The sequence below is a fragment of the Neptunomonas marina genome (assembly GCF_004005935.1).
GTDB lineage: Bacteria > Pseudomonadota > Gammaproteobacteria > Pseudomonadales > Balneatricaceae > Neptunomonas > Neptunomonas marina.
Window position 1 is genome coordinate 41461 of sequence record NZ_SACQ01000003.1, and the last position, 20417, is coordinate 61877.

The following is a 20417-nucleotide window of genomic DNA, read 5'->3' on the forward strand; positions in this document are numbered from 1 at the left end:
TTTACGCCAGCCCAGCGCTAAGGGGCCGCCTATAGTTTCTATTGCTGGCGGCTTAGCAACAAGCTTGCGCCAGAGGCAGCTAAAAAACCCGCGCAGACTCGATTAAAGCGCTTCGCCATTTCGGGCTTAGAGAACCACTGCCTTAGGTAGATTCCGAATATGGCGTAAACCGATATCGCACCCATTTCTAGCACTAAGAACGTTGCGCCTAAAACCAAGAACTGCTCATTTACACTCGCCGACATATCGACAAACTGCGGCAGAAAGGCGGTAAAAATTAAGATCGCCTTTGGGTTACCAGCAGCTAACAAAAATTCTTGTTTAGCTAAACCTAGCCGGTTGAGACGGCCTCCCCTTCCAGAGAGAGGGCTTACCTCTGATGACCAAAGATTAAAGGCGATCCACAACAAGTAGACAGCACCCACCACCTTAATCGTTAGAAACAGAATCTCAGAAGCATAAAGAACAACAGCTAAACCTGAAGCTGCCAATACGATCATTACCGAGAATGCAGCAATGCGGCCAAGCCCCCCGATAAAGGCTGACTTGAAGCCATAACATCGCGCATTGTTCATAGACAGTAGATTGTTTGGGCCTGGCGTCATATTGAGTGCAAAACACACAGGCATAAAGAGCAGTAACTTCCAGATTTCCACAACATTACCTCAATAAACGGCCGATTTTACTGGCCTAGCGCCGAAGACGAACTGTTAATCGCGCGTGTAGGGCTCTACTTAAAAACCAGTAACACTTTTACCACGCATAGCGCTTGGCTTTGCAGCGTACCGAAACGCAGGTAAGCACGGCTGCGTTTCGCAGATTATGGAGGCTCACTCTGGCAGCCTCTCAAATTGTGGCGCGCTTCCCAGCTTGTCATCCCAAGCCGCTCTGCTAGATAAGAAGATATGTGCCGTTGGCAAAATGGAAATGTCGGTGTCCAAGCTCCCTGCAGGGACGACGAGCAAACCCGCTGCCTGAACGCTTGGCACAGCCGAACCGCACAACTGACAAAAGCTCTTATTGTGATGAGTGTTTGGAAGTGTAAAAGAAGCCACTACATCCTCACCCGACTGCCACACCAACGTAGCTGACGTTGAAAAAAGATTTGCCGCATGAGCAGAGCCGGTATCCTTTTGGCAATGTTTACAATGGCACAAATAGAAGCTATCGAAATCACCTTGCACTTCGAACTTTACCGTACCACACAAACACGAGCCCAAATAATTAGCCATAGCTTCTCCTTTATATACGGCCTGAACCCACAGCGAGCGTAGGCCCGGCCAACGTGTTGGCGAGGATTGATAAACGGGTTATGCGAGCCTACAATAGGTACAGAGTTAAGTACATGTACAGGATTCAACTTATGAACAGTATAAGCTATACCGCAGCCAGAAGTAACCTTGCCAAAACCATGGATCGAGTTTGCGATGACCATGCGCCAATTGCAATTACCCGTAAGGGAGAAGGTGCCGTGGTTATGATCTCTATGGATGACTACCAAGCACTTGAAGAAACAGCTTATCTATTACGAAGCCCCAAAAACACGCAACGGCTGATTGAGTCTATTGCTGAACTTGAAGCTGGAAACGGCCAAGAAAAGGAATTGATTGAGTGAGGCTAATTTTTGCAGAAAAGGCATGGGAAGATTACCTACACTGGCAAAAAACTGATAAAAAAATTTTACAGCGGATCAATACGCTGATTAAGGAAATCAAACGAGATCCTTTTGAAGGTGTTGGTAAGCCAGAACCACTTAAACATGCCCTTTCTGGCTACTGGTCTAGACGTATTAACGATGAGCACAGAATTGTTTACAAAGTTCACGATAATTCGCTTCTTATCGCTCAATTACGCTACCACTACTAGCGCCACGCCAGTAACCCCGTTTTCAAAAGTTACTATGAACGTCTTAAGGCTGCTGGGAAAATCCCTAAAGTGGCTATCGTTGCTTGCATGCGGAAGATGGTCGTAATCTTAAACACAATGGTAAAAAATGAAGAGTTGTGGTGTCAGAAAACAGCTTAAAACAGTTGACTAAACACCACAGTCACTTGTTAGCTTTGTTGGTTGACTGATTGTTCTGCTATTAACTGCCATGAATGTACGTCAGGCTTACATTGCAACAATTTTAAATTTTTGCGTCCCCATGAGAGAAGGATCTCTTTAAGTTCATCACCGGAGAAATCATTCTTTTTAGTTACATTCTTATATACATGCCGACCTAAATATATTTCCTTAATAGCATTTTCTGGTATATCCAAACAATACAATGGACGCCCTGCTACTGAGATTTTATTCCAAGCGTTACTGCGCCCCTTACCGAAATGGTAGCTAAACGGTAGAGCTGAGATGTCCTTAACAACTCGAACTTCTTCTTCGTAGCTCCACTCAATAGATTTGTACAAAAATGCCCTTTTGACTAGATTAAACGAGTCAGAGTTAAATTTGATGCCATTTCCTATACTCATCAGTTCTTCACTACTTAAAGTAGGCAAATTTTTATGTGGCTTGGTTGCCGAATAGACAATTTCTCCATACTGACAAGGTATGACGCACGCATCTTCATCTGTAAATCCAGCTAATTTAGCATCAAAACCAATTACCACACCTTGATGTTCGTCTCCATAGTGAGCCCACATCAATGGATTCAATGGTTGCCTAGTAAGTGAAAGCACACCATAGTTTCTTGAAAAACGATTTTTACACGCATTCGTAGCCATGCTTGCAGTTACGAATGAATCACTACCATCCTCGAATCCAAAAGCGGTGCATTCAAATGGGTCGTTCAGGTCTTCAAGACAAGAGAAGCCAAGTGATGAATTTTCAATAACAGAAATAGCCGCTTTAAACGACATATATTTATACAGAATCAACGTTTATCCTCAAAAAGCTAACGCCGCCATAAAGGGCGGAGCGCATGCGACGTCCAGCCCGTAGGGCGATTTTTGATGGCCTTGTTATAGGGCATTACTGGAAACACCTTTTTATGAAATAACCACATACCCATGCAAGACCGAAAAATAAAAACGCGAACGCAGCTAGTCCGCCACTTGCACCAAGCAGCTGCAAAGTAATTTCTTTTTCTGTAGTAACTAAACCACTTACAACAGCCCACACAATACTAAGACCAAATATGCTGAACAGAATGAAACCTATGAGCATTGAAAAGAAGACCAAAGGCTTCTGTAGCCTTTTGAATTGAATGCCTAATAGGATTGCTTCGATTAGTCCCATTGCCAGATCTTTATTGCCTTATAACGCCTCAAACACCGCCGCAGCTGTGCTGCGTCCGAGTGCTTTGACTTGTTATGCATATTTTCATGTAGTAGCTGGTCTTTCGAGTAAAGATCGAATATTTGAAGTAAGGCTAGAGAAATCCACATTTTCCAGCAAGTCATCGACTAGATTGTTTATAAAAGACTCCTCTGATATCCCTCTGGATTCGAAATCTTTTTTCAAACCAAAATAAAACTTTTTATCAGGCTGTTTAGGCTTCGATGGATACCTTTTATGATGCTCCATAACAAGTGTATCAAGTGAATTCATCGTGAAATACTTGTCATTTAACACTCGCTTCAATGTCGGGTTTTTATCTTCTATTACAATCTCATAAAGATACTTCTCTATGCTTTTAATTGGCAAAAATAATTTTTTGATATCTTTATAATCGTCAGGTACATCATTCTTAATATCGCCATCAAGAATACTCATAATTTGTTTGCCCAAACCGAGGACATTCCACCGCAACAACTCCCTGTGCAGAGTTAGCACGTTCTCCCAGCCTCCAACAGGAACTATATGCACTAGCCGACCAGCTGTTAGTTTATTTTTTAGCAAAATTTTATCTATGATCGATTTCGCTAATAAATCTTCCGTCAGAAGAAGGAAGTCATACCCATCATGACTATATACATCTCTTATAAGATAACTCGGGTAGCAATGTGACTGGAGAGTGATTACACCATCATTATTTTCTATCTTCAGCAAATTGCTTGGTTTTAATTTGCGAATCACCTCAGGGGAGTGCGTAGTAAGTATAACTACTAGATTATCATTTTCATTGGCCAGCTCATTGAGCAAATCCAATAGGCGGCTAACTGCTATTGGATGTAATGCCAATTCAATCTCATCAATTAGTACAAGTATTTTGTTATCTTTACTTAACGACTTTCGAACTATAGAGTTATAAACGAAATGCAGTAGTGAAAGAAGTAAGCATTCGCCCGAGCTCATTCTATATTGACTAATTAGCGAGCCTTTGACTTCATTAAAATAGGGAGCATTCTTTAGCCCCAGTGCTTTTGTAATGTGCCTATTCTTTATTCTCTTTAGGTTCTGATAGTGGCTATGGTTACCGTGGAGAATGAAGCTCATTTTCTCCATAATGTAATCATCAGAATCGACGATATCAGTTAGCTTTAGGTCGCCTTTTTGTAAAAGGGAGTCAATTTTTCTTGAATCATTAAACCTTGTTCCATAGAAGAGGCTCCCCTCGTACAATCCATTAAACTTTGTGGCATTCCTATGATCGTCACACTGCCAAAATACTCCTTGATCTCTTTGAGTGCACGTCCACTTATCAGTTTTACCTTTATATTCATATTCAATACTGGAATCGTCGAAGGTAAAGTCTTCTTTGTGTAAAATGCTTAAATGATGCCTAGAAATTAACTGAGCTAGAGAAAGAAGAACAGTGCTTTTGCCACACCCATTATTTCCAACAATTCCGTAAACCCCTTTTTCAAGAGGGATCTCTATATCCGCACTAGAGATATGTTTTATATTGGCTATTTTTAAGTTAATACTATCCATTGTCTCTCTTTACTCGAATTTTAGTATGAGTGCATAACAGCCTGATTATGACGCCATGGGGCATCATAATAATTATTTAAATGACTTCATTCTATTTTTCTGACTTTTTGGCTAACTTTTTAAGCTATTGTTTCCAAATGCTTTAAATTAGCACCACCTGCGTAACAAAAAATAGAGTGGCAAATTTTCACTTTTGAAGGCTTGAAAAAAGGAAAGAAAAATATACTGTATATCCATACATATTTATGAGAAAGGACTCTCTCGTATGGCTCAGTCTCCTTACCTTCAAGCAATTAAGAGCTACATGCTTGCTCGCCACTACAGTCGTAGAACAGTATCCACTTATATATATTGGATCAAGGGGTATATTCTATTCTGCCAAAAGCAGCACCCAGATCAGCTTGGCGCTGCTGATGTCAGCCGCTTTTTATCGTATCTTTCGGTACAGCGTAACGTTGCACCGGCAACGCAGGCAATTGCGTTGAATGCGTTGGTTTTTCTTTATCGGGATATTATTAAAAAGCCGTTGGGGGAGCTGGGTGAGTTTCGCCGCAGTAAACGCCAAGCCAAACTGCCTACCGTGCTCACCAAACAAGAGGTAAACGCCCTACTCGCGCAGCTAAGTGGCTCACACTGGTTAATGGCATGCTTACTTTACGGGTCGGGGCTTCGCCGTATGGAGTTAGCCCGCTTACGCGTTAAAGATATCGATCTTGACCACCTCAATATTCGCGTTTGGAATGGTAAAGGCTCAAAGCATCGGATTGTTACACTGGCTCAAGAGCTGGCTCTGCCCCTACGGGAGCAAATAGCACAAGTAGAGAGATTCTTGTTAGAAGATAGACAACATGCGCTGTTTGCAGACGTTTGGATGCCAAATGCATTAGCTAAAAAATACCCTAACGCCGCTTATGAAGTGGGCTGGCAATATCTTTTCCCTGCAACGCGGTTATCGTTTGAGCCCCAAACTGAACACTTGCGCAGGCATCATGTTGATGAAACCTCAATAAACAAATGTATTCGGGCTGCGGCGCTTAACGCCAAGATCACTAAGCATGTCACCTGCCATACGCTGCGCCATACATTTGCAACGCACCTGCCACAGAGCGGGGCTGATATTCGCACGGTACAAGAGCAATTGGACCATTCCGATCTAAAAACCACCGAGGTCTACACCCATGTGCTAAAACGCGGGGCGTTTGGTGTGGTTAGCCCTCTAAGCACCGGCATATAGCGGGCACAAAAAAACGGGCCGTAGCCCGTTTTAGTAGTGTGCGTTAAGTGCTTACTGGCTCAGTTCCAGCAGTAACTTGTTTAAACGCGCTACGTAAGCGGCTGGATCTTCTAAACGGCCACCGGCGGCTAGATCTGCCTGATCAAAGATGATCTGTGCTAGCTCACCAAAACGATCTTCATCTGGCTCTTGGTCTAGCTTCGCAATGAGCGGGTGCTCTGGGTTGATCTCGAAGATCGGTTTGCTGCTTGGCACTGCTTGGCCTGCAGCTTCCATAATCTGGCGCATTTGCGCACCCATATCGTAAGCGTTAAGCACCAAGCATGCTGGCGAATCTGTTAAGCGGTGGGTGACACGCACTTCAGATACACGCTCTTCCAAGCGCTCTTTTAGGCGCTCAACTAGGCTTTCCGCCTCTTTTGCGGCCTCTTCCTGCGCTTTTTTCTCCTCTTCGGAGTCAGCATCGCCCAGTTCTAGTTCACCTTTGGTAACGTCTTGGAACGATTTGCCATCAAAGTCGAACAGGTGGCTCATCATCCACTCATCAACACGTTCGGTCATCAGCAGCACTTCAATGCCTTTCTTGCGGAAGATCTCAAGGTGCGGGCTGTTTTTCGCAGTGTTGTAGTTTTCAGCGGTGATGTAGTAGATCTTCTCTTGGCCTTCTTGCATGCGGCTTACATACTCTTCAAGAGACACCAGTGTATCTGGGTTATCTTCGTGAGTAGATGCAAAGCGCAGCAGTTTAGTGATCTTATCGCGGTTGGTGTAATCCTCCGCTGGGCCTTCTTTGATAACACTACCAAAGGCGTTCCAGAACTTACGGTATTTCTCTGGGTCGTTCTTGCCGAGCTTGGTCAGCATATCCAGTACACGTTTGGTCAGTGCACTGCGCAGTTTATCCACGCTAGGGTCTTGCTGCAGAATCTCGCGGGATACGTTGAGCGATAGGTTATTAGAGTCCACCACACCTTTAATAAAGCGTAGGTACAACGGCAAGAACTGATCCGCCTGATCCATAATGAAAACACGCTGGATGTACAGCTTCAGGCCGCGTGGCGCTTCGCGGTTCCATAAATCATATGGCGCGTTTTCTGGTACGTACAACAAGCTTGTGTACTCTAGGTTACCCTCTACGCGGTTGTGGCCCCAAGTCAGCGCATCGCCAAAGTCGTGGGAGATATGCTTGTAGAATTCGCCATACTCTTCATCAGAGATATCGCCTTTGTTACGCGTCCACAGTGCTGTTGCGCTGTTTACGGTTTCCTCTTCTTCCACGACCGCTTGCGCTTCTTCATCATCTTCGCTGCCAAGCGGTGCTTCTTTCTGCATGACCACTGGCATTGAGATGTGATCAGAATATTTACGCACCAATGTACGTAGGCGCTGGCCGTTCGCGAACTCCTCTTCACCGTCTTTCAGGTGCAGTACGATCTGCGTACCGCGGCCCGCTTTTTCAACGGTTGCTATGGTGAATTCGCCTTCACCTTTAGAGCTCCAGTGCACGCCTTCAGCCACATCGGCACCAGCACGGCGGGTGTATACATCCACTTGGTTAGCCACAATGAATGCCGAGTAAAAGCCCACACCGAACTGGCCAATCAGTTGGTTGTCTTTGGCTTTGTCACCGGTTAGCTGGCTCAGGAAGTTAGCCGTACCTGATTTAGCAATCGTACCCAGGTGGTCAACCACGTCATCGCGGGACATACCAATACCGTTATCTTCGATGGTAACGGTTTTTGCGGTTTCGTCGTATTTAACGTGGATCTTGAGATCGCCATCGTTTTCATAAAGCTCGCCGTTAGACAACGCTTCAAAGCGCAGCTTTTCTGCCGCGTCAGATGCGTTGGAGATCAGCTCGCGCAAAAAGATCTCTTTATTTGAATACAGAGAGTGGATCATCAGGTTAAGCAGCTGCTTAACTTCGGTCTGAAATCCTAGTGTTTCTTTCTGCGTTTCTGTGCTCATAGAACAGTACCCTATCTATCGTCAGATCTTTGATGTTGTGTTCTTCCGATTGATGGGGACACTGTTTTTCATTTCAAGGGCAAAAGGTAGGGTTTTTTAACGCACGTTTTATTCCAGTGCGGTGAGTGAGTCGAGCAGGAAGTGGGCACGGGCTGATGCGATGGGCTCGCTGCGTTTATCTTGCCACGCAATAATCGAGCAGTTACCAACGCGGCGCCCTTGGCGCTCAATCGTGCAGATAGCAAAGGTGTCTCGGTCGCGCCCGGCGCGCATGTAGTCCACCGAGAAGTCGATAATCTTCGCCAAGGCAGGTTGATCCAGCTGCAGGGTAAGTTCAAAGGCGGCGGTTAGCTCCATAAACGATGCGATCACCCCACCATGAATAGCAGGCAGTGTTGGGTTGCCGATATTGTCTGGGTTCTTGGGCAGACGGAAGATCATCTCTTCGCCAAAGCGCTCGCAACATACGCCGATGATTTTAGCGTAGGGAATAATCTCGATAACCGGTTGGTAGTCGCCGCTTTGGTGGGCGTGCGCCACGATCTCTCTCAACTGTGCCATGTTAGGGTAACCCTGCTGCTGTGCCATCAATCAATGCTTTGAAGGCACTATCTGTGGTGCCAGTTTCTGGCCGCATAAAGGTTGCAATCGCGTAGGCGACCGGCTGATCAAGCGATGCTTGGTAAACCGTGGCGCGGGTAAATAGCACACTGCGGGTGATGCGGTAGCACTCCGCTTGCGCATATAACGGCTGGCTCAGTTGTGGGGTCGACATATGATCAATACGCAGATCTAACGTCGGACACAGCTCATACTCATCCAACGCCACCAGCGTCGACATGCTGCTGGCGGTATCCACTAATGTGGTTAACACCCCGCCATGCATGTAGGTTTTGAACTGATGGTTTTGCAGCGCCTCTTGCACAGGCAACATCACCGTGACTTGGTGCTTGTCTGCGGCGACCGCTTGCATGTTAAGTTTGCGCATGTGCGCCAGCGCCGCTAGAAAGCGCTGGCATTTTGCCAACGGCTCGGTATTCATTTCACCTCTCCGCCTGACATCATCAAGATTTGCAACGTATCAGAGCTAAACTCCCGGCGGTATAGAATCCAAGTGACCAGTGTTGCTAGCCCCATAAACAGAATCGGGTTGATAAACCAACCGAGCACCGCTTGGCTAAAATAGAAGGTGCGCAAACCGATATTAAAGTTGTTTGCTGCCATCGAGGTCATGCGCGCTAAGCGGTCGGCACTGGCATTTTTGACCTGCTCATTGGCCGCTTCGCCGGGCATCACGGCACTGCCCACCATCACCGAGACAAAACCATATTGGCGCAGGCTCCAAGTAAACTTAAAGAATGCATAAACAAACAGCACAATTAAAAGGAGTATCTTTAACTCCCACTCTTGTTGCGTAGCTTGGGTAGCAAAGGGGATGTCCGAAACAATATCGATCGCTTGTTCGGTAGAACCCAGCACCGTCATAAGACCAGCTAGAATAAGCATCGTGGTGGATGCAAAAAACGATACACTACGCTCAAGGTTAGCGATGGCGGATGTATCAGAGATACGATTGTCTCTATCAATCATTCTGAGCATCCACTCAAAACGATACATATGCATCACACTTGCAAGGCAAGGGGTGGTAAAGCTTTTTCTATGGGCGTAAAACATATAGCCCTTAAAGCAGATCAGAAACCATGCTAACGCAATGACGTTAAGCCAGTTTTGTGAAAAGAACGAAATTGCTGTGTCCATGGATTCAACTCGATTGCATGTAAATTTTTATTTTAATTGAAGTTTCAGGATTCTCAATTGTCTGCATCAACCTCGGAAAATATCGCCTTAGGCGCTGCATTTGCACTCGGCACCTCGTTTATCATGAGCATTGCTGCGGCATTGATTAAATACGCCGCCACGATGGTCTCGATTGAGGTGATCGTTGCCGTGCAGTATCTGCTGTGCACCGCCATCATGCTACCTTGGCTTGCTCGGCGCGGCGTCAGCCAACTCAAAACCGAGCATTTTCGTTTACATGTCGTGCGTGCACTGTGTGGCTGGGCCTGCTTTTACGCGTACTATCTTGCGATTGAGAAGATCCCCCTCGTTGATGCTGCCCTGTTACGTAACGCGGCCCCGCTGTGTGTGCCCTTTTTGGTGCTCGCGGTTTATGGCGTGCGCATCGCGCTGGTTCGCTGGATACCGCTGGTTATCGGCATGGCCGGTATTGCGCTGATACTCAAGCCCGATGCCAGTGGGTTAAACGGTTGGTATCTTGTGGGGTTCGCCTCTGCCGTTACGTTGGCAGGCTCTATTATGACAACGCGTATGCTGGCACTGACAGAGCCAACTAACCGTATTCTGTTTTACTACTTCGGTTTCTCTGCAGTTGCTAGCGTACCATTGGCGTTGCTGAACTGGCAGCCTATCCCTGCCGCAGCTTGGCCGCCTATGCTGCTGATCGGCGGTTCCATCTGGCTGACGATGTGGCTTTACACAAAAGCTTATCAGTACGCCAAAGCGTCTATCATCTCGCCTATCAGTTACACCGGCGTCGCCTTTACTGGGTTTTGGGGTTGGTTGATCTGGCAACAAATACCCGATCAGTGGACCTACGCAGGTGTGTTATTGGTAGCTGTGGGTGGGGTCGGTTCAGTGATATTGGGCGCCCAAGAGGAGCGCCGCAAGCGTGCCAGTCACGCATCTTAGCGCACTGGCACCTATCGGTGTTGCTTAGGAGTGTTCAGCAAGAAACTTAGGATCTAGCTGTAGCTCGTTGTTGCTGTTGACAGAAACACCACGCGATTTGATATTCGCCGCGATCTCTTTCGCCTCTTCCAACGAGTGCATCTCATACGTACCGCACTGGTATTCGTTCAGCTCTGGAATCTCGTTTTGGGCTTGCACGGTTTGTACATCGTCCATCGCTGCCAACCACGCATCCGCTACGCGGGATTCCGCTGGTGTGCCAATCAGGCTCATGTAGAAGCCAGTACGGCATCCCATTGGGGAGATATCGATAATCTCTACATCATCGCCATTGAGGTGATCACGCATAAAACCAGCAAACAGGTGCTCCAGCGTGTGGATGCCACGCTCGCTCAAGATCTCTTGGTTCGGCAAGCAAAAGCGTAGATCAAACACAGTAATGGTGTCCCCTTTCGGTGTTTGCATCGTTTTTGCTACTCGTACTGCTGGTGCCTGCATACGTGTGTGGTCAACAGTAAAACTGTCTAGCAGTGGCATGGCCGCTCCTTTACATCTTTTGGTTAAGTAAAGTTAAATTATCTCCCGTCTCAATTGGAGTTTTCAACTATATTGATAGACTAACTGGCACGCTATGCCAGAATGACGAAAGAATTTGTTGTTGGAAGGATATCAACTGGTGTCAAAAGTCTTGGTTTTTTCAGTTTCTTCGCTACTCGTGATCGCGCCGCTTAGCTGGGCAATGGATGCGTCTCTTTGCCACGCCATGAGTGATCAAAAAGAGCGTAACCTCTGCTTATCGCGTTACGATAAGGACCACTTTAATAAGGCGCAGGCCAAACAAGCCGCTGAAAATCGCAACGCTGCCAAACAGGAGCAATGGCGCCAGCAGCAGCTTAAAGAGACAGCTCGCATCATGAAGCCCGACCCTAGCCAGCGTGAGCCGCTTGTCACCAGCAACGACTTTGGCATTATCCGCTTTCAGATTCTCAATGTGAAAGCGCGTTATTATGCCGTTTGCACCACCTACGATATTTTCAACACCGTGCTTACCCAAGATCGTATTTTGGTGAAACCCGACCAAACCAATTACAGCATCCGCACGAACTACAGCGTGTTTCCTGCCAGAGTGGGCTGCCGCTCGATTTAACGCCTAGGTATTACCGCCCCAAACACGCATTATTTTTACGCCCCCAAAACAAAAAAAGCCCGCATTGCGGGCTTTGCTTTGGAGCAACACAACCACTTATTGTGGTGTGTGAACAGTGCTCGACGTTGCGCCTTTGTCATCCGTGACGGTCAACGTCGCGCCCAGCTCTTGGGTTGAGATAATGAAAACGCTATCACCAGTTGCTTCGCGGCCATCCGAGAAACTCCACTGGTGAGAAACCACTTCACCATCCACATCACTACTGGTCGATACGTACCAGTGGAAACGATAGAAGCTGCCGTGATACATCGCTGCAACAGGCGGCTGATTGCTTTGATCCACTATAACAACGCTATCGTTGTACTCGGTTACGCCACCTTTATCATCCGTCACGCGCAGCGTAACGGGGTATTCACCCGGTGCGGTAAAATCAAAGCTCACTTGCTCACCGTAAGCGAAGAGGTCTGGGCCAAACTCCCACTCGTAGCTCGCAATAGTGCCATCTTCATCGGTTGCAACGGCAGTAAAGTTCACCGCTGTACCTGCCGCCTCATAAGTGAAGCTAGCCACAGGTAGCAGGTTACGGTTCTGCAGATTCATCTCGATGATCACTGGGTCATGATCTGACGAGCGGAACGCGTTGCTCGCGTAGTAATCATTGATCTGATCAGCAGTTTTATACTCGGTGTTGTAATCCAGTACGCGTGGCTCATCGGTATTGATATGCCACTCAACCACATTCACAACATCTTGTGCGGCAAACAGATTACCCAGTGTATGATCAAGCTGGCCGGTCTCACCAGAGAAGACATAAGAGTATGCTTGGCCATTGCCTTTTGTTGCTGATAGGTTCTCGTAACCTACCGCTTCCAGCGCAGCAATGGGGTCCTCTTTCGCGTAGGCGTTTAAGTCACCAATGATCAGCGTGGGTTGCTCAGCGCCAAAGATTTCTGGTAACCATTGTCCCAGCGCTTGGGCAGCGCGTGTACGGGTTTGATTACAGTTGCCTTGGCCATCGTTCAAGTTAGGATCACCAAGCGCGTCGCAACTAGAACCCTTCGATTTAAGGTGGTTCACAACCACAGTAAGCTGGCCACCGTTCTCTAGCAAGCTAAACGTTTGTGCCAAGGCTGGGCGGTTTTTGCTATCCAAAAACAGCGGCTGCCCGGAACCGTCCAGCGGCGAGTTCGCCGTGTTCAGCACCTGCGCTGCACCAAATGGATTGACCTGAGCGGGCTTGTATAGCAAACCAACGGCGATGGCATCATCGCCAAGGCGTGACATACTCGGTGCCACGTAACTATAAGTGCCTTCGCCCACCACCGCATTCAGCGCTTGCGTTAAGCTCGCAATGGCCGAGTTCGCGCCAAAGCCATCGTTTTCGATCTCCATAAGACCAACGATGTCTGCATCGATCTTAACCAGCGCTGCAACAATTTTTGCCTCTTGGCGTTGCAGCTCTGCGTAGTTATCAGCACCACGCGCTGTTGGGAATCCACCGCCTTGGCCATCACCGTTGAAGTAGTTCAGCACATTGAAGGAAGCGACCTTGAGGTTACCTTGGTGCAACAGCTCCGGCGCTGATGTGCGCGGATTCTGCTGCGAGAAGCTCACCTCAAACTCAGGCATCACTTTATAATCACCAAACGAGTAATCCAGCGCACCGACAACACCTTGTGCCACATCACCGACACGCACGGTATTGGTCGCACTCAGCTGTGGAGCTGGGAATGGTATAACGGCAGGGTTTTGCTGATTTGATGCATCATCGATAAAGATACGATCACGCGCATTGGCTTCTTGAACGGCCTGTGCAGCCGCACCCGGTCTAGCCACTTGTGTTGGGATCCAAGCACGCGCTTTACCCATCATCAACGTGCCGTAACGGCCAAGGTTATAGGTTTCGTTAACCACTAGCGGATGATCAAACGCAACACGCATCCCCTCCCACTGTTCCCACTCAGATGTATCTGCAACAGGCAAAGAGATCGTGGCAGCTGAAGGCAGCTCAGCGCTCTCTTGGCAGACTTCAAACGCGGTAATATTGGTTAACTGTGTTTTACCGAAGTACTCAGATACGGAGGCGTTTAAGCGGATACGCTCGCCTACATTAGGCTGCACACTCACCTGTGCGTTCCCTGAGTATACAAAGACACCTTCAGATGTTGCGCTATCGCCATCCACTTCAGCGTCTGGCATCTGGATAAAGAAGCCGTCAAGGCCCGGCACCACTTGGGTAACAACGCCTTCAACCTCGTGCACCTCTCCTTCCAATGCAGAGGCATCTCCCGCGCCTTGAATCGCGTGGATCGCCGTAGCTGGGCTTGCACACGCGAATGGATTACCCGTATTACCGCCGGTGTCACCACCATTGCCGCCAGTATCACCGCCACCGTTGCCAGCGAACAGCCCCAGATCAGACGCATCATCTTTAGCAAAGCCTTCCCATTCAACACTTGGGAAGAACGGGTCATCAGCGACGGTATCGCCTACTGTTGTGCCCACCACGCGGCGCAGCGTATTGTCCTTGGTAGAGGTCACGCCTGTGCCCCATTCGCTACCCGGATCAGTGCCAATCTGGCCGATTGAGTCAATCACCTGACCATTGTTTTCTAGCACGATAGCATCATCACCATTAAACCAGCTCGCCGCGCTCGTTAGGTTGATGAGATTGGGATCAAATGCCGCATCGCGATGTGCAATCACAAAGGTGGCTTGGCCCGCTATCTGCTGGCCCGCAAGGTTAACGGTAGTGGCAGGGCTTGTCCGGCCATTGAAATAGAACTTTAACGCATAGCCATCTAGGCTGACCGGCGCTGTGCTGGTGTTATACAGCTCGATCGCTTTATTAAAGCTACTACCTTCAATGTATTCCGAGATGATAACGGGGTTAGCGCTGGCGTGCACTGCTGCAATAGCTGCCGCCATACAGCTAACGCGGCTGATCCACTTACTCATTACGACCATTCCTTAGAGTTGTTTGAGAAAGCGATGATGTTAAGTATCGAGTGGGTCAATCCGATGACGCAGACATTGCATAAACGTGACGCCTAGATGACGAAAATAGCCGCCTACAGGACGTAAGCGGCTGTGAAAAAGGGGTTCTCGTGATTGCAAAAGCCCGCATACCAACAAAAGCAAAGGGCTTTCAACGCCAACCTACTCCAGCTTTGTTACGGCGAGGTGGCGGTTTTATTTTGCAAGAAGCAACGAAAAATTATGAGGAGCAAGTCAGGCAGATGCTTGCGGCCCAGTCGGGCGGGGCCTCGCCAAAACGCTCTGCCCCAGCTTGTGTCTCGAACGGCTTACGGATAATGCCCAGTAAAGTATTGACCGGCCGGTAATCGCCTTGGTGAGCCTCTCTTATCGCCTCTTCGAGCATGTAGTTACGCAGCAGATAAGCCGGGTTAACACTACGCATCTGCTGCCTACGAATCGGCTGGCTAGCCGCCTCCAATGCTACGCGTGCAAGGTAGCGTGTTAGCCACTCTTCGATTGCGTCACGGCTAGCAAAGTGCTGCATGCACGATTCAATCGTTGCAGGAGATTCAACCGCAATGTCACATAGGTCGCGCAGAAAACGGGTGAGATCTGCTTTTTGAGCCTGAGCCATCAAGATCAACTGGTTGATAAGATCAGCATCACCCTCTTTTTCGAGCAGCAGCCCTAAACGCTTACGCATTAGGCCGTAGTAGGCAGCAAAATAGATATCACGATATTCGTTGAGCGCACTCACCAACGCATCTTTCTCTGAGAGCGGCAGCAATGCTTGCGCTAGGCAGGAGAGGTTCCAGAGCACAATATCTGGCTGATTCTCGAATGCATAACGGCCTTCATGATCGTTTTTATTGCTGACAAAGGTCGGGTCATACTCATCAAGGAACGTGAAGGGGCCGTAATCAAACGTCTCTCCAAGTATCGACATATTGTCGGTATTCAGCACCCCATGCACAAATCCATAGGCTTGCCACTGCGCAACCAGTTTGGCGCTGCGGTTACGTATCTCGATAAACAACGCAAGATACGGGTCTTCCTCGTTTTGAAACTGCGGGTAATAGCGGGCGATACAATAATCGGCAAGCTCGCGTAGCGCGTCGTGCTGGCGGGTATAGTAAAGGTGCTCAAAGTGTCCAAAGCGGATATGGCACTCGGTCACACGCAACACCGCAGCGCAAGGCTCCATACCGTTACGCATTACGAACTCTTCGCTACCGACCAACGATAGCGCACGCGTTGTCGGGATGCCTAAGGCATACATGGCTTCACTGACAAGGTATTCACGGATGCTGGAGCGCAACACCGCACGGCCGTCACCAAAGCGCGAATACGCCGTTTTGCCAGCGCCTTTCAGATGTAGATCGATTCGCTGCCCATCGCGGTTTACCAACTCACCCAACAACATGCCACGGCCATCACCGAGTTGCGGATTGTACACACCAAACTGGTGTCCGGCGTACTTCATAGCTAACGGCTGGCTATCTGGCAGAATGCCATCACCACCGAAGTAGCGGGCTAGATCGCTTGGGTTAACGCGGCACGCATCTAACCCCAACCAGTCGGCAACTGATGGATTAAAGCTGATCAGGTGCGCCTCTTTTAGCGGTTGCGGTGCAATATCCTGATAAAAGTTTTCTGGTAAATCGCGATATGTTTGCCGCAGATTAAGATCCGCAAATATAGAACTTTGAGAATTCATGAAGCGCCCCGCTCTCTTCCCCTGCGATACGTCGCACAGGGGTTTCTATTATATCCGTGGCCTATACCTTAGCATTTTAGTCAACTATTTAACAAGCTTCCCTTCTCAGTAGCTTTGCAACATAGAGTGTGATCTACTAGCCGAAATTTCAGTGACAAAATAAGGCGTTATGTTTATCGAGCTGTCTGATCTTTTTTGGGTCTCGTTTATCTGCTTAGGTATGTTTTACTGGTGGAAGGCCCAACAAGTTAAAGAGGTTGCGTTTCGCGCAGCGAACAAGACCTGCAAGGAGATGGGCTTGCAGCTCCTTGATCAAAGCATTGGTTTACGTGCGTTATGGCTAAAGCGTGACGATGATGGGCAGTTAAAGCTGTGGCGCCGCTACCAGTTTGAGTTTTCGTCAACGGGCGATGATCGCTACACTGGGCGTGTCATCGTGCTGGGGCGGCGCATCACAAGCGTTGATTTGGAGCCTCACCGCATCGGGTGAGGCCGCAACGCGAGAGTACTGTCCTGCGCATCAATATACCGGTGATCGTGCGACACCGCGATCACCACCTTCCCTTGCCAAGCCTTGCGCAGATTTATCATCAATTGATCAATCCGCTGTGCATCAAGCCCTGCAAAGGGTTCATCGAGCAGAATAATTTCACTCTCTTCAATCAGTAGACGCGCTAGGGCGATGCGCTTTGCCTCACCACCTGAGGGCTGCCACTCCCCCTCGCCCAGCCACGTATCCAAGCCCTGTGGTAGCGTTTCTATCCACTCCGATAACCCGACCTGCTCAAGCGCCCGTTCTATCGTTTTATCACTGCTGGTGCGATGAAGAGCCACATTCTGGCGAAGGGATGCTCGCAGAATATCCACCTGCTGGGGCATCACTGCCACAGAACCTGTCGCACCGGCTAGGATCACCTCACCTTGAGATGCAGCTAAGTCACCAGCCAGCAACCCCATCAGGGTACTTTTACCCGCACCACTTTCACCCACGAGCCAGTGCCAACCGGGTGTGAGCTTTTGAGTGATGCCAGTCAGCGTGGCTGTTTTTTGCGCAGGATAGCGGTAACTCACATTGTTCAGCATCACCGCAGGGCGCTCGCCTCGAATGAACTGACGCGGATCAGAGGTATTCTCGCCACCAGCCATCTGATCAAGCCGACTGAGCGCACGCCAACCAAGGCGAAAGTTCGCAACCGCGGGTATGTGCGCTAGTAAAACCTCTGCAACCCCGAGTGTGAGCAGCAACACCATAAATAGCTGCGCGCCACCCAACTCAGCTGCCCCGTAAAGGGAAAACGCCTGCCAAAACAGCGTGAGAGTCAGCAGCGCCAATGCCACCTGTGCCACCAATAGCACCCCTTGCTGGCGGGCCACCGCACGCGCTTCAAGTTGGTCGGTGTTACGCGTGTGGCGCACGAATGCCTCACTGTGATGCTCAAACTGCCCAAAGAGGGTGAGCGTACGCAGCGCGTGTAAAATGCCACTGGCCGTGCTCCACTGCTGTGAGCGCTGGCGATGCAGCTCGTCCTGCGGAACAAGCACCGCGCGGCTGTAGAGCCAAGGCAAAAACAACAGCAGCAGAGCCACAAAGCCACTGGCAAAGAGCGCTAAGCTCGCATGGGTCAGCGCCAATACACCAAGATAACCAAAAGCAATAATGATGGCTGTTATGGCAGGCACGGCGGCGCTTAAGTAGATCGACTCAACGTAGCGAATATCCTCTAACATGCGGCTGGCCACATCATGGCGATTGAACTTTTGCTCTCTCCATTTACGCGCCGCAAGCACGCGAAAGAGATCAGCCCGTAGCTGTGACAACAGCCGAAATGTCGCTTCGTGGGTGATGATGCGCTCGCCATAGCGGCCTGCCGTTCTCGAGATCGATAACCCCCGCACAATGGCACCAGGGGTAAAGAAGTTAAACGCATGGGCCGTCACAACCGACACGCCGGCCAGCGCGGCTGCGCTGATAAACCAGCCCGAGACAGCCAGCAACGCCACCCCTGATAGCGCCGTCACAACCGCCAGTAGCACACCTAGTAAAGCCAAGCCTTTTTGCGCCCACAAGAGGCTCAGGTAACGTTTCGCGAGCGGGTTCACTGTAATACTCCTTGTTCAGCGTCCACATGATAGGTGCTTGATAACGGCGCGATATCGCGGTGAGTGGCGATAATCACTCGCCCACCTTGATCACGATAACGGCAAAGGCTCTCTAAAAAGCGCGCGGCTGTATCAGCATCAAGGCTGGCGGTGGGTTCGTCTAAGATCAACAATTTGGGCTGATGTAAAAACACCCGAGCCAGCGCTATACGCTGCGCCTGCCCACCGGAAAGATAACCGCCACCATCGGTAACAAGGTAATCAAGCCCTTCTGGCAGCGCGGCAACCACATCATCGACTTGAGCGGCATGCAGCGCCGCCATCAGTTGCTTATCGCTAAAAGTGCGCCCAAGCGATAAGTTATCGCGAATTGAGGCGTGCAATAGTTCAGGTTGCTGTGTCATGTAGCCGACTTGTTGGAACCAGCTCGGCTCGCGATAGAGTGTAGCTGGCGCTGCGTGTGTGTGCGCATTGATAACAACCTGTCCGGTATCCAAGGGCCGCAGCCCTGCTAATGCATCGAGCAATGTTGTTTTCCCTGAACCGGAGGGGCCCGTCAGCAGCAGCACCTCACCTTTATGTAGAGTTAGGTCTATCGGCTGTGAGCCGAGCATCACCTGTTGCAGGGTGAGGGTTTCAAGCAAGGGTACGTTTTTGCGGTTCGCTGCAGCTTCATCTTGGCCCTGTGTGATCTTAACCACCGCCTCCGCCACACTGGTTGCCTCCGCCTTTGCATGATAGAGCGCTCCAAGGCGGCGCAGCGGTAGATAGAATTCCGGGGCGAGCATCAGCAAAAAGACGCCGTCGCCCAACGTTAGTCCTGATGTCCATGCTCCCACATCGTATTTGCCCAAAAAGAACAAGCCAAGGTATACCGCGACCAAAGCAACGCTAATGGCACTGAAGAACTCCAACAAAGTGCCAGAGAGAAACGCGAGACGCAGCACCCGCATTGTTGAGGTGCGAAAGCGCTCAGATTGGTGAAACAGGCTTTCGGCTTCTTGCTCTTGGGTACCAACCAGCTGTAGCGCTTGAAGGTGGCGTAAGCGATCAGCCAGTAGGTTGCCTAACCGGTTGAGCTCATTTAAGTTTTCACGGTTAGCTTGCGCGGCTTTGCGTCCCACCAACATCATAAACACGGGCACCAATGGTGCCGTTACCAGCAGAATCAGCGCCACCAGCCAGTTAACTGTCGCGGCTGCGATTAACACCGCAATCGGCATCAATACAGCAAGTCGTCGCTGGGGTACAAAATCCGAGAAGTACTCGCGTAAGGCATCGATCTGGGTGCTAAGTAGATTGGTAAGCTCAGCCGCCCTTACCTGAGCGAGCAGCTGAATATTACGCGCATAGACCGCTTGTAAAACGTAGCTGCGCAGCGCCGCACGAATATGGATACTGGCCCAGTTACCCAATCGGCTCTGTGCGTACGCGGCCAGTGCTTTACCTATCAGTGCAGTGCCCATTAGCCACCAGTCGAGTGCGGTAGGCAGCTGCTGAGTACTCGCGAATAAGGCACCTTGCAGCATATTAGCCACGCTATACGCCAACAGAATGGTCATCCCTACTTGTATCAATCCCAACGCGACCAACCCAGCCGATATTCCACGCGTGCGGTTTGCAAACCCCTTTAACAGCTCCGCTGCCCCGTTATAGCGCATGCTTTAGCACTCCCTTATACACATATCCCACTAGGCAACCACACTGGGCTGACATAGAATTTGCCAATATTGTCACACTATTAAACTCCA

Annotated in this window: 20 protein-coding genes and 1 pseudogene; 7 read left to right on the forward strand and 14 right to left on the reverse strand. The window is 49.3% G+C overall.

The window, feature by feature from the left end:
• Window positions 1-38 precede the first annotated feature (38 nt).
• On the reverse strand, window positions 39-656 hold the full coding sequence (locus EOE65_RS07765; RefSeq protein ID WP_127693750.1) for a LysE family translocator: 618 nt from the start codon (window positions 654-656) through the stop codon (window positions 39-41).
• A gap of 174 nt (window positions 657-830) precedes the next feature.
• Window positions 831-1232, reverse strand: a complete 402-nt coding sequence (locus tag EOE65_RS07770) for a GFA family protein (RefSeq protein WP_127693751.1) — start codon at window positions 1230-1232, stop codon at window positions 831-833.
• A gap of 131 nt (window positions 1233-1363) precedes the next feature.
• Between EOE65_RS07770 and EOE65_RS07775 the strand changes: the two genes are divergently transcribed.
• From EOE65_RS07775 to EOE65_RS18205, 3 genes and pseudogenes are all read left to right on the forward strand, one after another.
• Window positions 1364-1615: a type II toxin-antitoxin system Phd/YefM family antitoxin gene (locus tag EOE65_RS07775; RefSeq protein ID WP_127693752.1), complete on the forward strand. Its 252-nt coding sequence runs from the start codon at window positions 1364-1366 to the stop codon at window positions 1613-1615.
• Window positions 1612-1866, forward strand: a complete 255-nt coding sequence (locus EOE65_RS07780; RefSeq protein WP_127693753.1) for a Txe/YoeB family addiction module toxin — start codon at window positions 1612-1614, stop codon at window positions 1864-1866. The genes EOE65_RS07775 and EOE65_RS07780 overlap by 4 nt, the downstream gene beginning before the upstream one ends.
• Before the next feature lie 9 nt (window positions 1867-1875).
• Window positions 1876-2025: pseudogene (locus EOE65_RS18205) on the forward strand (IS110 family transposase); the annotation flags it as partial.
• Between the two features lie 29 nt (window positions 2026-2054).
• Here EOE65_RS18205 and EOE65_RS07790 read toward each other — a convergent pair.
• From EOE65_RS07790 to EOE65_RS07800, 3 genes are all read right to left on the reverse strand, one after another.
• Window positions 2055-2873, reverse strand: coding sequence for a DUF2971 domain-containing protein (locus EOE65_RS07790; protein WP_127693754.1), 819 nt, complete (start codon window positions 2871-2873; stop codon window positions 2055-2057).
• A gap of 94 nt (window positions 2874-2967) precedes the next feature.
• Window positions 2968-3234 carry a hypothetical protein gene (locus EOE65_RS07795; RefSeq protein WP_127693755.1) on the reverse strand — a complete coding sequence of 89 codons (267 nt, stop codon included), beginning with the start codon at window positions 3232-3234 and terminating at the stop codon, window positions 2968-2970.
• A gap of 84 nt (window positions 3235-3318) precedes the next feature.
• Complete coding sequence (locus EOE65_RS07800) at window positions 3319-4812, reverse strand: ATP-dependent nuclease (protein ID WP_127693756.1); 1494 nt, start codon at window positions 4810-4812, stop codon at window positions 3319-3321.
• 265 nt (window positions 4813-5077) lie between these two features.
• Between EOE65_RS07800 and EOE65_RS07805 the strand changes: the two genes are divergently transcribed.
• On the forward strand, window positions 5078-6046 hold the full coding sequence (locus EOE65_RS07805) for an integron integrase (RefSeq protein WP_127693757.1): 969 nt from the start codon (window positions 5078-5080) through the stop codon (window positions 6044-6046).
• 51 nt (window positions 6047-6097) lie between these two features.
• Here the strand turns inward: EOE65_RS07805 and htpG are convergent, their stop codons facing one another.
• From htpG to EOE65_RS07825, 4 genes are all read right to left on the reverse strand, one after another.
• Window positions 6098-8014, reverse strand: coding sequence for a molecular chaperone HtpG (htpG, locus tag EOE65_RS07810; protein ID WP_127693758.1), 1917 nt, complete (start codon window positions 8012-8014; stop codon window positions 6098-6100).
• Window positions 8015-8122: 108 nt separating this feature from the next.
• Window positions 8123-8575, reverse strand: a complete 453-nt coding sequence (locus EOE65_RS07815; RefSeq protein ID WP_127693759.1) for a PaaI family thioesterase — start codon at window positions 8573-8575, stop codon at window positions 8123-8125.
• Window position 8576: 1 nt separating this feature from the next.
• Window positions 8577-9056, reverse strand: a complete 480-nt coding sequence (locus EOE65_RS07820; protein WP_127693760.1) for a PaaI family thioesterase — start codon at window positions 9054-9056, stop codon at window positions 8577-8579.
• Entirely contained in the window at window positions 9053-9772 is a 720-nt protein-coding gene (locus EOE65_RS07825; protein ID WP_127693761.1) for a DUF599 domain-containing protein, read from the reverse strand. Before EOE65_RS07825 ends, EOE65_RS07820 begins: the two co-directional genes overlap by 4 nt.
• A 57-nt stretch (window positions 9773-9829) precedes the next feature.
• On the opposite strand from EOE65_RS07825, the gene EOE65_RS07830 reads away from it, so the two are divergent.
• On the forward strand, window positions 9830-10723 hold the full coding sequence (locus tag EOE65_RS07830; RefSeq protein WP_240656944.1) for a DMT family transporter: 894 nt from the start codon (window positions 9830-9832) through the stop codon (window positions 10721-10723).
• A 24-nt stretch (window positions 10724-10747) separates the two neighbouring features.
• Here the strand turns inward: EOE65_RS07830 and luxS are convergent, their stop codons facing one another.
• A complete protein-coding gene (gene luxS, locus EOE65_RS07835; RefSeq protein WP_127693762.1) occupies window positions 10748-11260 on the reverse strand; it encodes an S-ribosylhomocysteine lyase in 513 nt (170 codons plus the stop codon).
• Between the two features lie 139 nt (window positions 11261-11399).
• Here luxS and EOE65_RS07840 point away from each other — a divergent pair, with 139 nt between their 5' ends.
• Window positions 11400-11870: a hypothetical protein gene (locus EOE65_RS07840; RefSeq protein WP_127693763.1), complete on the forward strand. Its 471-nt coding sequence runs from the start codon at window positions 11400-11402 to the stop codon at window positions 11868-11870.
• 96 nt (window positions 11871-11966) lie between these two features.
• Here the strand turns inward: EOE65_RS07840 and EOE65_RS07845 are convergent, their stop codons facing one another.
• Together EOE65_RS07845 and EOE65_RS07850 are read right to left on the reverse strand one after the other, a co-directional pair.
• The gene (locus EOE65_RS07845; protein WP_164847050.1) at window positions 11967-14828 is read right to left on the reverse strand and encodes an ExeM/NucH family extracellular endonuclease; all 2862 of its coding nucleotides are present in this window, start codon (window positions 14826-14828) and stop codon (window positions 11967-11969) included.
• A 259-nt stretch (window positions 14829-15087) separates the two neighbouring features.
• Window positions 15088-16566: a protein adenylyltransferase SelO gene (locus EOE65_RS07850; RefSeq protein WP_127693765.1), complete on the reverse strand. Its 1479-nt coding sequence runs from the start codon at window positions 16564-16566 to the stop codon at window positions 15088-15090.
• 169 nt (window positions 16567-16735) lie between these two features.
• Between EOE65_RS07850 and EOE65_RS07855 the strand changes: the two genes are divergently transcribed.
• Window positions 16736-17056: a DUF3301 domain-containing protein gene (locus EOE65_RS07855; RefSeq protein WP_127693766.1), complete on the forward strand. Its 321-nt coding sequence runs from the start codon at window positions 16736-16738 to the stop codon at window positions 17054-17056.
• Here EOE65_RS07855 and EOE65_RS07860 read toward each other — a convergent pair.
• Together EOE65_RS07860 and cydD are read right to left on the reverse strand one after the other, a co-directional pair.
• Window positions 17041-18666, reverse strand: coding sequence for an amino acid ABC transporter ATP-binding/permease protein (locus EOE65_RS07860; RefSeq protein ID WP_127693767.1), 1626 nt, complete (start codon window positions 18664-18666; stop codon window positions 17041-17043). The two genes, EOE65_RS07855 and EOE65_RS07860, sit on opposite strands and share 16 nt — an antisense overlap.
• Window positions 18663-20327, reverse strand: a complete 1665-nt coding sequence (cydD, locus tag EOE65_RS07865; RefSeq protein WP_127693768.1) for a thiol reductant ABC exporter subunit CydD — start codon at window positions 20325-20327, stop codon at window positions 18663-18665. The genes EOE65_RS07860 and cydD overlap by 4 nt, the downstream gene beginning before the upstream one ends.
• Window positions 20328-20417 lie beyond the last annotated feature (90 nt).

Bases quoted from the DNA above. Each gene is read 5' to 3' on its own strand.
- EOE65_RS07770 (WP_127693751.1), bottom strand. From the start codon at position 1,232: ATGGCTAATTATTTGGGCTCGTGTTTGTGTGGTACGGTAAAGTTCGAA.
- EOE65_RS07775 (WP_127693752.1), top strand. From the start codon at position 1,364: ATGAACAGTATAAGCTATACCGCAGCCAGAAGTAACCTTGCCAAAACC.
- EOE65_RS07795 (WP_127693755.1), bottom strand. From the start codon at position 3,234: ATGGGACTAATCGAAGCAATCCTATTAGGCATTCAATTCAAAAGGCTA.
- EOE65_RS07800 (WP_127693756.1), bottom strand. From the start codon at position 4,812: ATGGATAGTATTAACTTAAAAATAGCCAATATAAAACATATCTCTAGT.
- EOE65_RS07805 (WP_127693757.1), top strand. From the start codon at position 5,078: ATGGCTCAGTCTCCTTACCTTCAAGCAATTAAGAGCTACATGCTTGCT.
- htpG (WP_127693758.1), bottom strand. From the start codon at position 8,014: ATGAGCACAGAAACGCAGAAAGAAACACTAGGATTTCAGACCGAAGTT.
- EOE65_RS07815 (WP_127693759.1), bottom strand. From the start codon at position 8,575: ATGGCACAGTTGAGAGAGATCGTGGCGCACGCCCACCAAAGCGGCGAC.
- EOE65_RS07820 (WP_127693760.1), bottom strand. From the start codon at position 9,056: ATGAATACCGAGCCGTTGGCAAAATGCCAGCGCTTTCTAGCGGCGCTG.
- EOE65_RS07825 (WP_127693761.1), bottom strand. From the start codon at position 9,772: ATGGACACAGCAATTTCGTTCTTTTCACAAAACTGGCTTAACGTCATT.
- luxS (WP_127693762.1), bottom strand. From the start codon at position 11,260: ATGCCACTGCTAGACAGTTTTACTGTTGACCACACACGTATGCAGGCA.
- EOE65_RS07845 (WP_164847050.1), bottom strand. From the start codon at position 14,828: ATGAGTAAGTGGATCAGCCGCGTTAGCTGTATGGCGGCAGCTATTGCA.
- EOE65_RS07850 (WP_127693765.1), bottom strand. From the start codon at position 16,566: ATGAATTCTCAAAGTTCTATATTTGCGGATCTTAATCTGCGGCAAACA.
- EOE65_RS07855 (WP_127693766.1), top strand. From the start codon at position 16,736: ATGTTTATCGAGCTGTCTGATCTTTTTTGGGTCTCGTTTATCTGCTTA.
- cydD (WP_127693768.1), bottom strand. From the start codon at position 20,327: ATGCGCTATAACGGGGCAGCGGAGCTGTTAAAGGGGTTTGCAAACCGC.